Below are 14529 nucleotides of genomic sequence, written 5' to 3' on the forward strand. Positions count from 1 at the left end.
CTTATTTTTTTATGTTGAGCGCTCCGCCCGATGAAATTTGCTGTGATCGCTTGAGCGCTTCCTCCCTGGAGGGAATTGCGGGTCGCTATTTCAGGGAAATAAGCACCTTTTCGTGCGGAGAGGAACTATGGGACGCTATTTGTCCGTTTTCATAAAGAAAACGGGATTAGGGGATCAAATAAAGCCCTGTAGTTCCGCTCGAATGCGGTAACGGGCTGAATTTGCTAGAATAGCGGCCTGTAGTTCTTCAAGGGTGTATCGTTGACCAACTTGACACTAGCTATGAGGTTACCTCCTCCACCAAATGTCTCATTAACGCTGGATTATTCGTTGTGCTGGGTGTTCTCCACCTCAAAAATTCGCTCCAACCGAGTTCTTAACAAGCTAAACTTCGTTGGAGGAGTTATCTCCTTCAATAGTTCCTTCCTCGCAGCGAGGGAGCTAGGAGCACGCATCGCCATTGGATGAAATCCAATAAAAGGTTGAATTTGGCGACCGTTTAGCTCATCTCATTGGACAAAATCCAGAGGGAGGAGTAAATGTAGTCGCATTTTGAGAGCTTTTATAAGAGCGTATTGGATTTCGTCCTATGTAAAGCGAAGTTTGGTTAACAAAAGGGCAACTCATTGGATTTCATCCAACATGAGTCAATCTATAGAAGCAACGTTAGCTCAAAGTCAATCAAATGGAAGAGAATGGCATGAAAAAGATTGACAGTTAGATATCCTTTTGCGAAAATGAGAATGATTATCATGATCGTTTACGTAATTTGCGTAGTCGAATGGAACTTATATTTGTATGTTGAGGCAATTTGTACATTGAAGCAGTAGTCTAACCAAATTGGAGGCACAAGCACGATGAATACTATGCAAAATGAGAAATTAGGCGCAATCAGCGAACTGATTAAAGACAGACGTTCTGTCCGCGCATTTAAAAGCGATCCCATCGACACGGACCTTATAACTGAGCTGCTTAATGTAGCAGTATGGGCGCCAACACACGGCCTAAGGGAGCCTTGGAGGTTCATTTTATACAAAGGCGAGGCGCGTAAGCCGCTTGCTGAAGCTATGATCCGCACTTACACGGCGGAGGAGAAAGAAAGGCTCGCTGCGCAGAAACTGGACTATTTCATGCAGATCCCGGCCCATCTCGTTGTTGTCATGAACGAAGATCCGAGGCAGAAGCAATGGGAAGAAGATTTCGCCTGCGTTTGCTGCTTGATACAAAATTTTCAATTGGCTGCGTGGGAAGTGGGGGTAGGCGTTGTTTGGAAAACGAACCCGTTTATTCACAGTCCGAACTTCCGCGAGGCGGTAGGTGTTAAGCCAGGGGAGAAAATTGTAGGCTTGCTGCACATCGGCTACCCGGAGCAAGTACCAGCTGTGAGACCGCGGACTGATGCAAGAGAGAAGCTGATTATTAAAGAGTCGGTATAGAAAAGCAAAAACCCTCACGGTTTCCCGTGAGGGTTTATTATCGTGCTTATTCAACATCCTGATAGCCATCTTTGATTAAATCCAGTCTTCCTGTTTGCGGGTCAATAATCAGCCCGTGAACCGGCAAGTTTTTGGGAAGCAACGGATGATTGCGAATAATATTTACGCTTTTCTCGATCCCTTCCCGAGCATGGTCAAAGCCTGTCAACCAGCTTGACAAATCGATACCGGAATGGCCGAGCGTTGTGATGACATCGTCGGAAATGCCGCGTTTTTTGGCGCTTGCGATCACCTTGTCCGAATTCAGCCCCGTCATCCCGCAATCGTAATGGCCGATTACGAATACTTCATCTGCATCGAGCTCATAAACAGCTACAATGATACTGCGCATAATACTGCCAAATGGGTGGGAGACAATGGCTCCGGCATTTTTGATGATTTTGGCGTCACCGTTGTGCAAATTCATCGCCTTAGGCAATAGTTCGACTAAACGCGCATCCATACATGTTAGAACAACCATTTTTTTGTCTGGAAACTTCGTAGTCAGAAATTCTTTGTATTCCTCTTTCGCTACAAATTGTTCATTGTAATTCAAAATTTCACTAATCAAAGACATGGTTTCTCCTCCAGGCAAGTTATTGTGCTGCTTATACGTTCCATGCAGCTTTATCTTTTGTCGACCAAGCTCATACCCGCATTGTAAATCTGATTATTACTCTTCAGTATATAGGATTTATTTCCTTCAGAAAAGTCAATTTTCATATTCATTTCATAAAAAATTTCATCCTTGCTGTTGTAGATCAGCTTAAAAGCATTGGTTTCGGCAGTTAAATCCTGCTGACTTTCTTCGGAAACCAGCCAGAGCGTCGGCACTCCGTTAACGGAACAACCGCATCCTTCTGTATCAAAAACGAGCTTCAACTGGGCGTCACCTTGGCCCATATATGGGGTTAATCGCTCAATTGCTGAATCAGTAAATGTAATTTTCATGGATGTCATCTCCTCACAATGTTGTTTGACAATGAATTTAACTCGCATTAAGAATAATGGCTAGTCATTATTCTAACACAAGTTCAATAAATTTGATTCTGTGGAAGGGACGAAGTATGATGAAAATAGAAATTGATGGGAGGAGATTTGAAGCATGAGTGTGCAAACTGCCACAGCCAAGCTGGAATCGTTTAAAGCCTATGTTCGTAAAATGAAGCAGTACGAGGAGGCCATCGCCCTAATTTATTGGGATATGCGGACTGGCGCCCCGAAAAAAGGGATTGGAACACGCTCTGAAGTAGTCGGAGAGCTCTCCACCGAAGTATTCCGGATGTCCACTTCCGATGAAATGGGCGAATATGTTGCTTTTTTCACGCAGCCTGCTGAGCTTGAACAGCTGGATGCCATTTCGAGAAAGATGGTTGAAGAGTGTAAAAAAGAATATGACCGCTCCAAAAAGATACCTGCCGAGAAATATCAAGCCTATGTCGTGCTGACATCGCAAGCTGAATCCGCTTGGGAAGATGCCAAGCACAATTCCGATTGGGATTCGTTCCAGCCGTATTTGGAGAAAATTGTGGCGACAACCCAAGAGTTTATTGAACTATGGGGATATGAAGGACATAAATATAACACGCTCCTCGATATGTATGAACCTGGCATGACGGTTGAGAAGCTGGATGAGGTTTTCGGAGCATTGCGCGAAAAAGCGGTTCCCTTGCTGCAGCGTATCCAGGCGTCACCGAATCAACCGGATCGCTCTTTCCTGGATCAACAATTTGAGATCAGCAAACAGAAACAGTTTTCACTATCGATTTTGAAGCAAATGCAGTACGATTTCGAAGCTGGCCGGTTGGACGAAACGGTGCATCCGTTCGCGACGGCGCTGAATCCAGGAGATGTGCGGATTACAACGCGCTATTTGCCTAACGATATCACTTCCGCATTATTCGGAACGATTCATGAAGGCGGACATGCGCTGTATGAGCAGAACATTTCCGACGATTTGGTAGGCACTAACCTGTGCACCGGAACCTCCATGGGCATTCACGAGTCACAGTCCCGTTTCTGGGAAAATGTGATTGGCCGCAGCAAAGCGTTCTGGGACAGATACTATGGTGAACTGCAAACGACGTTCTCTCCGCAGATCGATCAAGTGGATGTCGATACGTTTTATAAGGCGATTAACCACATTGAACCATCGCTGATCCGTATTGAAGCGGATGAACTAACGTACAACTTACATATCATGATTCGTTATGAGCTGGAAAAAGGGCTGTTTAACGGAACCATCGCGGTGGCGGATCTGCCTGCGGCTTGGAATGCCAAATATGAAGAATATTTGGGCGTAACGCCGGCAAATGATGGCGAGGGCGTGCTGCAAGACGTGCACTGGTCAGGGGGATCGTTCGGGTATTTCCCATCCTATGCGCTCGGCAACATGTATGCCGCACAATTTACCCAAACCTTACGTAAAGAGCTGCCGGCTTTCGAAAGCTTGATCGCCGAAGGCAATCTGGCGCCGATTAAGGAATGGCTCACAGAGAAAGTATATAAGCATGGAAAACTGCTGACGCCAAACGAAATTATTCGCCAAGTAACAGGCGAAGAGTTGAACCCTGAGTATTTGGTTCAGTATTTGGAAGAAAAGTATAAGTCGGTCTACGGCATATAAAACCATATGAGCAGCATCCTTCGGCAGTGACAACTGTCTTGGGATGCTGTTTTTTGTGTTGCAACAAACAATTTAACCAAAAGTTGCCATTAACCGTCTTCTGGGCTCCTGCATAGGATAGATTACTACTTTAGCGGAGGGACGTCGTATGAAGATTCGGAAAAAATGGGGAGTGGCTTTATCCGTGGTCTTGCTGCTCAGCAGCATCGTTTCGGCTTGCGGAACGAAAAGCACGGAAACAACCAAAGTTCGCATTGGTGAGGTAACGCGATCTTTATTTTATGCACCACAGTATGTGGCGCTGTCACAGGGCTTTTTCAAGGATGAAGGCCTTGATGTAGAGCTTACAACAACACCTGGCGGCGACAAAACCATGACGGCTTTGCTCTCTAATGCCATCGATGTGGCGTTGGTTGGCTCGGAAACGTCCATTTATGTGTCGCAGCAAGGTTCAGATGATCCTGTTATTAATTTTGCACAATTAACGCAAACGGACGGGACTTTCCTCGTGGCTCGCAAGAAAGTGGATCAATTTGATTGGAATTCACTCAAGGGATCTGTATTCCTCGGCCAAAGAAAAGGCGGAATGCCACAGATGGCAGGGGAGTTCACGCTCAAGAAGCACAACATCGACCCTCAGAAAGATCTGCAGCTGATTCAAAACATCGATTTTGCGAACATCGCTTCGGCTTATTCGTCGGGAACCGGGGAATATGTTCAGTTGTTTGAACCGCAGGCATCGATTGTTGAGAAAGAAGGAAAAGGATTCGTGCTGGCTTCCTTTGGCGTCGAGAGCGGTCACCTGCCATACACGGTATTCATGACGAAACAAAGCTTCATCAAGCAAAATCCGGGTACGGTTCAAAAGTTCACGAATGCTATCCAACGTGCACAGCTATGGGTCGCGGCGAAAAGTGTAGATGAAATCACGAATGCCGTTTTGCCTTATTTTAAAGATATCGATGTTGAAATCGTAAAAAGTGTTGTTAAACGTTACAAAGATCAAGGTTCGTTTGCCACAGACGGTATCGTCGATGAGCAGGAATGGAACAATTTGCTCGATGTCATGACTTCTGCAGGTGAGTTGAAGGAAAAAGTGGCTTGGAAAACGCTGGTGAACAACACATTTGCTGAGAAAGCCAAATCGACTGTAAAACCTTAAGAAGAACATGGGAAGGCAATGAAGGGCGAGAGGGGGGTACGAACATGGATTCAGCTGTGACGGTTCAAAATGTAACTCAAGTTTACGTGACCGAAGAGAGGGCGACACTTGCTGTTCAGGGGATCGATTTTGCGGTAGCGCGCGGCGAATTTGTAAGTCTCATCGGTCCAAGCGGCTGTGGGAAGACGACTCTCTTGTCGATCATTGCCGGCCTGATTCGGCCGACCGTTGGCACTGTGTCGGTTGCTGGGAACGTAGTGAACGGTCCATCAACAAAGGTCGGTTACATGCTGCAGCAGGATTATCTGTTCCCTTGGCGGACGATTGAAGATAATGCCTGCATGGGATTAGAGATTGCAGGTGTTTTGACCAAAGAGAAGAAGCAAAACGTGCTTCACTTGCTGGAAGAGATGGGGCTGTACAGCTTCAAGGATTATTATCCTTCTCAGCTTTCCGGGGGGATGCGCCAGCGAGTCGCTTTGGTCCGCACACTTGCTACCGAGCCCGAGCTGCTGCTGTTGGATGAACCGTTTTCTGCACTCGACTACCAGACGAAGCTTCAGCTGGAAGATTTGGTGGTGGAAACGCTGCAAGTCAAGAAGAAAACAGCGCTCCTTGTAACGCATGACATTTCTGAGGCCATTGCGATGAGCGACCGCATTATTGTCCTGGACCCTAACCCGGGGCGTATACGGCAAGAATTCCGTATTCCGGATGAAATTCGCACATCAGTGCCTTTTGAAGCAAGAGAATTGCCAGGGTTCCATGCACTCTTTCGATTGATTTGGCAGGAGTTTGGAGGGCATGACGCATGATGGAGAATCAACGCCAATCGGCTAAACATATAGCAACTGAAGATTCACTTACCAAAAAGGTTCATGAGCGGTTCGCTCAAGCAAAGAAGAGGGAAACGAAGCAAGTAAGGCTTGTTCAACTCATCATTTTACTTGTGTTTTTTGCTCTGTGGGAAGTTGCGGCCCGATTAAAATGGATTGATGTGCTCCTGTTCAGTTACCCAACGAAGGTATTTAAGCTGCTCTGGGATAAACTGCTGGACGGGAGCCTGCTTCCTCATGTGGGTGTCACGGTTGTCGAGACAATCATAGGTTTTGTGCTAGGTACATTATTCGGCACTGCATTGGCTGTCGTCATTTGGTGGTCACCGTTTCTTTCCAGGGTGCTTGACCCTTATATCGTCGTTTTAAATAGTATGCCGAAGGTTGCATTAGGGCCTCTTTTTATCGTTGGGTTGGGTCCAGGATTGCTCTCAATCATTGCGACGACCCTTTCGATTACTGTCATTATAACTACTCTTGTTGTTTATGGCAGCTTCAAAGAGGTTGATCAGAATTACGTGAAAGTAGTGTCCTTATTCGGGGGTACGAAGAGAACAGTATTCCAAAAAGTTATTCTACCCGCATCGTTTCCTGCGATTGTCTCGACTTTGAAAGTAAATGTAGGCTTAGCGTGGATCGGTGTCATTGTAGGGGAATTTCTAGTCTCTCAAATGGGTCTCGGGTATTTAATCATATACGGCTTTCAAGTTTTTAATTTTACATTGGTTATCTCAACGTTGTTCGTTATTGCGATTGTAGCGACTTTCATGTACCAGATCGTATCCAATTTAGAAAAAAGATTGACAAAACATCGGTAATACTTGCCACTTTGTAATCAAAATGAAATAATGGAGCCCATAGTACAACCAGTAAAGAGGTGAAACGCTATGGGCTTTCGCGTGCTCAAAACGGCCATTGCGGTGGGGGTAGCGATGTATCTTGCTCATCTATTCGGGATCAAAACGCCGGCCGCCGCAGGGCTGTTAGCTATTCTCGGAATAGAAGTAACGAAGAAAAAAGGAATAGAAAGCTCATTGCACCGCATAGCTTCCTCTATGCTCGCACTGTTAATGGGCAGCCTGTTATTCAGGTTCTTGGGTTTTCATATTTGGGTCGTCGTTTTATTCATTTTGTTCGTATTCCCGGTACTGCATCGCATGCGGATTTCAGAGGGAGCCGTGACCGGAGCCGTTGTTTTGCTTCATCTTTATGCGTATGAGGATGATAGCTGGGCAGCCATATGGAACGAAATCATTCTACTTCTTATCGGATTAGGCGTTGCTACACTTATCAATATTGCTTATATGCCAAAGACGGATAAAGCAATGGCGGACCAGAAAAAAAGAGTAGAGGACTTATTTTCAATCATTTTTATGAATATGGCCAAGCATCTGCGGGATAATTCCATCGTTTGGGATGGGAAGGAGCTGCTGGAGGTCAGTGAACAAATTGATCTGGGTGCCGCGCTTGCCAAACGCTCCTTAGATAATACGCTTCTTTTCGGTGGAGAACCCTACTGGCGGGTTTATTTCTATATGAGGGGTGAGCAGCTGGAGTCGGTGAATCGGATGCTCGTTCTGGTCGCACAGGTGTATCAGGCTTTACCGCAAGGAGAACTGCTCGCAAAGATTCTTGAAGATATTAGCCAATCTGTGAAGGAAGACTATTATACAGGCGAAGCGGAGAAAGAATTGCAAGAGCTGGATGCCCGTTATAAACAGATGAGCCTGCCGGAAAGCCGCGAGGAATTCGAGGTCCGATCCGCGATTTTACAGCTAAACAGAGAGCTGAAGATCTATTTATCGATTGCCAAAAAGCAAAAAAAACACCGCGCGGGGGCGGGTTGACTCTAACAGATATTCCTATTTTTAAACAGCAAAAATAATATAAAATAATTGTCACTCTAGACTACTGTCCTGCATACACTTGTAATGAATGATTGTATGGAGGAGGTTGAAAGGATGTCATTAGATAAAGATTTGCAAAGCAGAGAGATCATTACTAAAGCTGTCTGCGGTAAAGGTCGCAAATTTTCACATGTAAGTCATACCGTGACTCCGCCCTTTTCTCCGACCAGTATATTGGGCGCTTGGATTATTAATAACCAATTCGAGGCGATCCAATCTGGAGAGGGCGTAGAGGTAGTTGGTACTTATGATATCAACATCTGGTATTCTTACGATCGCAACACGAAAACAGACGTAGCAAAAGAAACCGTTTCTTATGTAGAAGTCGTCGGTCTAAGCTATCTGGACAAAAAACATAAGCCAACGACAGCTGAAGTATCCGCTGTCGCAACGCAAGAGCCAAACTGTGTGGAAGCCAGTATCGCTACAAGCGGCGACAGCGTAGTGATTCGGGTTGAGCGCGAGTTCCAAGTCGAGCTCACTGCCGAAACGAAAGTGTTTGTCATTGTGAGCCCGTATGGTCCGGGAGATTTCGATGACAAACATGTGGACTTCGATGATAGCGGCGATGGAGATTTCGAGGATCTCGATGCCGAACTTCTTGAAGATGATCTGGATTAATGAACCCTATACGCCAGTGTATGCTGGCGTAGCAGGTTCGGCAGAGGGCATTTGCCCTCTTTTTTGTTTTATAGACATATTTGGGCTTAACGAGAAGGGGCAATCTCGATGGAATCATTTTTACTGCACGCACAGGAGAAAGAAGCGCTGGAGCTGGCTGATCTTATTCAAATTCCGAGCGGTACGAAACTTCCGGATAATTGGCAGGGACGGACCATTATACACTGGGGAGCCGCTCATGATGAATGGCCACAGAAACAGGCGCTGCAGCCAATTCGAGCGATTCTCAGAGCGAAGGCAAGCGCTAAGCGTGACGAGCAGCTGGCTATGCATGGGTTGAAGACCTTAGCGTCACTGAAGAAACGCGGTTTGATGAAGGATGCCCCGCTGACGTTCACCCACAAATATAAAGTGGCTGTCTTTCACTTACAAACGCTTATTGTTTACGAGAAAAAAGAAACGCTGCTGCTGTCTGAGAAAACGCTATTTAATCAGCGGCAAGCAAACGCAAGCTCCGCCTACATAGAAGTCCAGCCGGACCGAGCCAGCTTTCATGTGCGCCGAGCAAGCCGTGAGGCGGTAAAAGCCATTTATGCCCTAGGATTGGATTATGGATTGGTTACAATCGGGGTGCTGGCCTCCGGGCATACCGTTGTTTTGGATGTAGATCCGGTACCTAAACTCAATGACAAGCTGGCGCAGTTGTTCGCACAGGCCATTGACCGGTATGAGCTCGCACTATCTAAAGAAGTGCTGCGCAAGGAGCGGGTTATGCTCGGGACAGATCCCGAGTTCCTGCTCCTGAGCCCGCAAGGCGAAGTCGTCTTCGCCGACCGCTTCCTGACGCGAAAAGGCGAAGTCGGCTGCGATGCCATCGTGCTCAGCGGGCAACGCCTGATCCTGCCGCTGGCGGAGCTGCGGCCGCAGCCCAGCGCAGACCCGCGCGAGCTGGCGAGGAACCTGCTGTCTACGATGCAGCTCGCCGCGCGGTCCATCCCTGACGAGAGCCTGGCGTGGCTCTCGGGCGGCATGCCGGTGGGGGGCTACCCCCTCGGCGGACATATCCACTTCAGCCGCTGCTGGCTGAATGCCCATCTTCTGCGCGCGCTCGATAACTACCTCGCGCTGCCTTTGATCTTGATTGAAGGCGACACGACGGGCCAGCGTCGCCCCAGATACGGCTTTCTCGGCGACTTCCGCAAAAAGTCGCACGGAGGCTTCGAGTACCGCACGCTGCCGAGCTGGATGCATTCGCCTTTGATTACGCGCGGGGTTTTCGCGCTCGCTGCGCTTATAGCGGATAATTACTGGCTGCTTGCAAGGCAGCCGCTGCAGGATCTGGACATTCAAGCGGCCTATTATAGCGGTGATAAGCAGCGGCTTTACAGTGTGGTTGCCAAGCTTTGGCAGGATCTAGAGCAGTTGAAGGGTTATGAGGTGCACGCAGCCGTTCTCGACCGCTTCCGCAAGCGAGTTTTATCCATGAAACCTTGGGATGAGAGAGAAGACTTTCGCAAAGCTTGGAAAATTGCTCCGTACAACCGTAAAGAAGCAATTGAAGAAGGAATCATGTTATAATAGATTATCTATACAAAGATGGAAGATTGGCTAACGCTAGAGGCTCGTAGATCCGAATGTGCCCTGTCCAATTGGCAGGCTGATTTCGGGCGAGCGGGCCTTTAGCGGTTTCTGCTTTTTAATATTTTACCTGTCTATGAAAAGGAAAATAGTAGTTTCATAGTGTTTGATTAATGAATAACGTGATTGGTTGGAGGAACGCAAGGTGGCCCAATATACGCCGATGATTCAGCAATACTTGGCCGTGAAGGCGCAGGTCCCGGATGCATTTTTGTTTTTTCGTCTGGGGGATTTTTATGAAATGTTTTTTGAAGATGCCATCAACGCTTCCCGTGAGCTGGAAATCACCTTAACCGGAAGAGAAGGCGGCGCAGACGAGAAAATTCCGATGTGCGGCGTGCCTCATCACTCGGCTGAGAATTATATGTCTCGTTTGATCGAGAAGGGCTACAAAGTAGCGATTTGCGAACAGGTCGAAGATCCTGCTGAGGCCAAAGGCGTTGTTCGTCGCGAAATTGTGAGGATTGTGACACCGGGTACGGTCATGGACAGCAAGCTGTTAGGGGAATCCAGCAACAATTACATTGTTTCTCTGGTAAGCCGCGAAGCAGGGTATGCCTTTACGGCATGCGATATTTCAACCGGCGAGTTGTATACGACGAAATTAGCTCCTTCCTGGGAGCTCGTTGTAGATGAGCTTAATGTGTACAACCCGTCCGAGATTATTACGGATGCGGCTTTATTAACGACAATTCGCGAGTCCGGTGTCACTTGGGGACGGAGCACGGTATTAACCGAATGGACGCAGTCGGACGAGAAGCTGCTGGACGAGCATTTTGCAGAAGATTCCGCGCTTTCCGGTTTATCGGCACTTAATCGTAACGGCGTGGCTTTACTGCTGGCTTATTTGAAAGAAACCCAGAAACGCGCCCTTACGCACGTGAAACATATTAGGGTCTATGAACCTGATCAATTCATGACGATGGATCCATTCACACGTAGAAATCTTGAACTTGTAGAAACAGTCCGTGAACGCGCGAAAAAGGGCTCCTTGCTTTGGCTGCTCGACAAAACCGTAACGGCAATGGGCGCACGGATGCTGCGCCGCTGGATCGAGAAGCCGCTCATGAGTGTTTCGCGCATTGAAGAGCGTCTGGAAGCTGTTGACTTGCTTTACAATCAGCTCATCGTACGTGATGACGTGAAGCAAGCGTTGAAGGAAGTCTACGATTTGGAACGTCTCGTAGCGCGCATTTCGTACGGTAATGCAAATGCCCGGGACATGGTCGCTCTGAAGCATTCCTTGCAGCAGGTGCCTTTGCTGCAGGAAGTTTGCGCACAATCCGGTTCTGCAACCCTGCGTAAGCTTGTTGAGAACATGGATGTCTGCGATGACGTGATGGCGTGGATTTCCAACGCGATTGTCGATGAGCCTCCGGTATCCATTCGGGATGGCGGAATGATCCGTGAAGGCTATCAACCTTACCTGGATCAACTGCGTGAGGCAAGCACCAACGGGAAGCAGTGGATTGCTGAGCTGGAGCGCCAGGAGCGCGAAGCAACGGGTATTAAATCGCTTAAGATCGGCTACAACAAAGTGTTCGGTTACTTCATCGAGGTGACCAAAGCGAACATGTCGGCGCTTCAAGAAGGCCGCTATGAACGCAAACAAACACTGGCGAATGCGGAACGTTACGTCACGCCGGAGTTGAAAGAGAAAGAAGCGCTGATTCTGGAAGCGCAGGATAAAATGATTGATCTGGAATATGAGCTGTTCACGGAGCTTCGCGACCGGATTTCCCAGCATATTTCCAGATTGCAGAAGCTGGCGGAAGTGATCGCGACCGCCGACGTATACCAATCGCTGGCCGCTGTCAGCGCGGCGCAGCATTTCCGCAAGCCGGAGATCGGCGAAGGCTTCGATCTCCAGATTGAAGAAGGCCGCCACCCTGTCGTAGAGGCGGTCATCCAAGACGGCTCGTTCATCGCGAACGATACGCGCCTTGAAGATGAGCAGGGTCGCATTCTGCTCATTACCGGCCCGAACATGGCCGGTAAGAGTACATACATGCGGCAAGTCGCCGTCATCTGCCTGATGGCGCAGATCGGGTGTTTCGTGCCTGCAAGATCCGCGCGGATTCCGGTCACGGACCGGATCTTCACGAGAATCGGAGCGGCCGATGACTTGATCGGCGGGCAGAGCACGTTCATGGTCGAGATGATGGACATCCAAGTGATGACGGAGAAAGCGACAAGCAAGAGCCTTGTCATCATTGATGAACTCGGACGCGGCACTTCAACAGGAGAAGGCATGGCGATTGCGCAGGCCGTTATCGAGTTCTTGCATGACCGTATCGGCTGCAAGACGCTTGTATCGACCCACTTCCATGAGCTTGCGCATCTGGAAGAAAGCCTCCGCCATCTGCGCAATCATTGCATGGCGGTCAAGGAAAGCGGCAGGCAGGTAACCTTCCTGCGCAAGCTCATTCCTGGGGCAGCTAGTACGAGTTACGGCATCTATTGTGCCGAAATCGCCGGGCTGCCGGATACGATCATTCAGCGCTCCTACGAGCTGCTGAATGGCTTTGAAGAGCGGGCGGCGGGTTCTGCGCAGGTCGCCGCCACTGTGGCGGACGTTGTTCCTGCGTCCGCCCCGATTCAGCAGCTGTCCCTCTTCGAGGAGGACAGCGCCGCGGCTGTGTCCGGCAAGAAGAAGCCGGACACCAAGTCTCAGCTGGTGATTGATCAGCTGAAAGGGATTGATTTAATCAATATGACGCCACTGCAGGCGCTGAATTTGGTCTATGAATGGAAACAAAAGCTGCAATAATACGGATGGCATTCATCTATTCATTTTATAAAACTCAAGGAGAGACGCACATGAAAAATCAACCTAGATTGAAAAAAATGAAGGTAACTTTAGCTCTCGTCTCTGCTTTAATGGCCGTATTGCCTGCTAGCGCCGCATTAGCCCAAGAAGATTTGCAAACCATGCAAGTCAGAGAAATTATCGGGAAAATGCATGTGAGCGGGGTAACGGAGGAAGCCTTAGCCGGTCAAAGTATTAAACAAATGATCGATGGATTGAAAGATCCTTACACCGTTTTCTTTAGTAAAGAAGAGTTTGGCCAGTTCTCCAGTTCTTTGGAAAATAATTATGTTGGTATGGGTGCACGCATTGGAATTGACGAAAAAGGCGTATACTTAACCGAAATTTTTGCAGGTTCAGCTGCCGAAATCGCCGGTTTGCAGCGGGATGACTACATCCGTGCGGTAGATGGTGTGCCTGCCTCGACAACGTCCATCGATGAAGTGCGCAACAAAATCGTCGGTGTGGAAGGCTCGAAAGTAAAGATAACGGTGGCTCGCGGAGAGAAAGAATTGACCGTTGAGCTTACGCGCAAAGGGGTTAACGTCCCTGAAGTGTACAGCCACAGCTTTACGAATGGGGTAGGATACATCCAAATTACAGATTTCTCCAGCGATGCGGATGAGGATTTTGATACACAGCTTGCCGCGCTTCAGGCCAAAGGTTTGAAATCGTTGATTCTGGATGTGCGCAATAACCCCGGAGGGCTTGTGGACACCGCACAGAACATTGCGAAGCATTTCGTGAAAGACGGCGTGCTCATTCATACGAGAGATCGCAATGGCGTCGATGATCCCGTATTGATTCAAGGCGGGAGCCAGCTATCGATTCCAGTTTATATTTTAGCCAATGAGAATAGTGCCAGCGCATCGGAAGTGTTGTCAGGCGCTTTGCAGGATTATAATGTTGCGAAAGTAATCGGTATGCAAACTTATGGCAAAGGAAGCGTACAGCAGCTGTATCAGCTAGATAACGACAGCGCATTGAAAGTGACGATTGAAGAGTATCTGACACCGAACAAACGGAAAGTGAACAAAGTCGGCATTACGCCAGATGTGAAGGTAGATGGACCAGCCGCTCAATTCATTACAGCCTTGCACACAGCAGGCATCCCTGATGTTCAAGTTGACATCTCCAATCATTTGGTGACATTCAATGGGGTTGAAGTTAGCAGCGGTTTCGGAAACTTCCATGAAAATGGCAAATTGTTTGCGACTTCTCGTGGATTGGCAGCCTTAGTTGGTGCGACTATTACATGGAATGAAGCGAACCATACCGTCGATATTTCCGACAGCAAAGGGACTCATGCCATTCCGGTTGAGGATGACAAGCTTATCATCGAAAATGGTACAAGCTATGTGAATGTTGACTTGTTTGCGCAATATTTCCCGCAATTGCAAGTGAAAGAGCAAGGAGATCATGTTTCCATCCGAGCTGTAAAGGGGAACTAAGGTA

The 14529-nt window shown here is 48.1% G+C and carries 12 protein-coding genes; 10 read left to right on the forward strand and 2 right to left on the reverse strand.

The features are described from left to right. The first annotated feature begins 857 nt into the window (after window positions 1-857). Window positions 858-1436 (forward strand): nitroreductase family protein, encoded by a 579-nt coding sequence (locus GON05_RS30630; RefSeq protein WP_157324661.1) that lies wholly within the window; start codon window positions 858-860, stop codon window positions 1434-1436. A gap of 46 nt (window positions 1437-1482) precedes the next feature. Here GON05_RS30630 and GON05_RS30635 read toward each other — a convergent pair whose 3' ends face one another. Then, window positions 1483-2052 carry a beta-class carbonic anhydrase gene (locus tag GON05_RS30635; protein ID WP_157324663.1) on the reverse strand — a complete coding sequence of 190 codons (570 nt, stop codon included), beginning with the start codon at window positions 2050-2052 and terminating at the stop codon, window positions 1483-1485. 50 nt (window positions 2053-2102) lie between these two features. Continuing rightward, the gene (locus GON05_RS30640; protein WP_157324665.1) at window positions 2103-2426 is read right to left on the reverse strand and encodes an iron-sulfur cluster biosynthesis family protein; all 324 of its coding nucleotides are present in this window, start codon (window positions 2424-2426) and stop codon (window positions 2103-2105) included. A 154-nt stretch (window positions 2427-2580) separates the two neighbouring features. Here GON05_RS30640 and GON05_RS30645 point away from each other — a divergent pair, with 154 nt between their 5' ends. The 9 genes from GON05_RS30645 to GON05_RS30685 all read left to right on the forward strand — a co-directional run bounded on the left by GON05_RS30645 (window position 2581) and on the right by GON05_RS30685 (window position 14525). Then, entirely contained in the window at window positions 2581-4101 is a 1521-nt protein-coding gene (locus GON05_RS30645) for a carboxypeptidase M32 (RefSeq protein WP_157324667.1), read from the forward strand. A gap of 148 nt (window positions 4102-4249) precedes the next feature. Then, entirely contained in the window at window positions 4250-5263 is a 1014-nt protein-coding gene (locus GON05_RS30650) for an ABC transporter substrate-binding protein (protein WP_157324668.1), read from the forward strand. 44 nt (window positions 5264-5307) lie between these two features. Next, window positions 5308-6078 carry an ABC transporter ATP-binding protein gene (locus tag GON05_RS30655; protein WP_157324671.1) on the forward strand — a complete coding sequence of 257 codons (771 nt, stop codon included), beginning with the start codon at window positions 5308-5310 and terminating at the stop codon, window positions 6076-6078. Continuing rightward, the gene (locus tag GON05_RS30660; RefSeq protein WP_181646369.1) at window positions 6078-6917 is read left to right on the forward strand and encodes an ABC transporter permease; all 840 of its coding nucleotides are present in this window, start codon (window positions 6078-6080) and stop codon (window positions 6915-6917) included. The genes GON05_RS30655 and GON05_RS30660 overlap by 1 nt, the downstream gene beginning before the upstream one ends. A gap of 69 nt (window positions 6918-6986) precedes the next feature. After that, a complete protein-coding gene (locus GON05_RS30665; protein WP_157324675.1) occupies window positions 6987-7946 on the forward strand; it encodes an aromatic acid exporter family protein in 960 nt (319 codons plus the stop codon). Between the two features lie 114 nt (window positions 7947-8060). Continuing rightward, entirely contained in the window at window positions 8061-8627 is a 567-nt protein-coding gene (cotE, locus tag GON05_RS30670) for an outer spore coat protein CotE (RefSeq protein WP_127451622.1), read from the forward strand. Between the two features lie 108 nt (window positions 8628-8735). Further along, window positions 8736-10205 (forward strand): putative amidoligase domain-containing protein, encoded by a 1470-nt coding sequence (locus tag GON05_RS30675; RefSeq protein ID WP_157324676.1) that lies wholly within the window; start codon window positions 8736-8738, stop codon window positions 10203-10205. A 205-nt stretch (window positions 10206-10410) separates the two neighbouring features. Further along, on the forward strand, window positions 10411-13035 hold the full coding sequence (mutS, locus tag GON05_RS30680) for a DNA mismatch repair protein MutS (protein WP_181646356.1): 2625 nt from the start codon (window positions 10411-10413) through the stop codon (window positions 13033-13035). A 50-nt stretch (window positions 13036-13085) separates the two neighbouring features. Next, on the forward strand, window positions 13086-14525 hold the full coding sequence (locus GON05_RS30685; protein WP_246239590.1) for a S41 family peptidase: 1440 nt from the start codon (window positions 13086-13088) through the stop codon (window positions 14523-14525). Window positions 14526-14529: the final 4 nt, after the last annotated feature.

Source organism: Paenibacillus anseongensis, from assembly GCF_009757995.1.
Classification (GTDB): domain Bacteria; phylum Bacillota; class Bacilli; order Paenibacillales; family NBRC-103111; genus Paenibacillus_E; species Paenibacillus_E chondroitinus.

Bases quoted from the DNA above. Each gene is read 5' to 3' on its own strand.
- GON05_RS30630 (WP_157324661.1), top strand. From the start codon at position 858: ATGAATACTATGCAAAATGAGAAATTAGGCGCAATCAGCGAACTGATT.
- GON05_RS30635 (WP_157324663.1), bottom strand. From the start codon at position 2,052: ATGTCTTTGATTAGTGAAATTTTGAATTACAATGAACAATTTGTAGCG.
- GON05_RS30640 (WP_157324665.1), bottom strand. From the start codon at position 2,426: ATGAAAATTACATTTACTGATTCAGCAATTGAGCGATTAACCCCATAT.
- GON05_RS30645 (WP_157324667.1), top strand. From the start codon at position 2,581: ATGAGTGTGCAAACTGCCACAGCCAAGCTGGAATCGTTTAAAGCCTAT.
- GON05_RS30650 (WP_157324668.1), top strand. From the start codon at position 4,250: ATGAAGATTCGGAAAAAATGGGGAGTGGCTTTATCCGTGGTCTTGCTG.
- GON05_RS30655 (WP_157324671.1), top strand. From the start codon at position 5,308: ATGGATTCAGCTGTGACGGTTCAAAATGTAACTCAAGTTTACGTGACC.
- GON05_RS30660 (WP_181646369.1), top strand. From the start codon at position 6,078: ATGGAGAATCAACGCCAATCGGCTAAACATATAGCAACTGAAGATTCA.
- GON05_RS30665 (WP_157324675.1), top strand. From the start codon at position 6,987: ATGGGCTTTCGCGTGCTCAAAACGGCCATTGCGGTGGGGGTAGCGATG.
- cotE (WP_127451622.1), top strand. From the start codon at position 8,061: ATGTCATTAGATAAAGATTTGCAAAGCAGAGAGATCATTACTAAAGCT.
- GON05_RS30675 (WP_157324676.1), top strand. From the start codon at position 8,736: ATGGAATCATTTTTACTGCACGCACAGGAGAAAGAAGCGCTGGAGCTG.
- GON05_RS30685 (WP_246239590.1), top strand. From the start codon at position 13,086: ATGAAAAATCAACCTAGATTGAAAAAAATGAAGGTAACTTTAGCTCTC.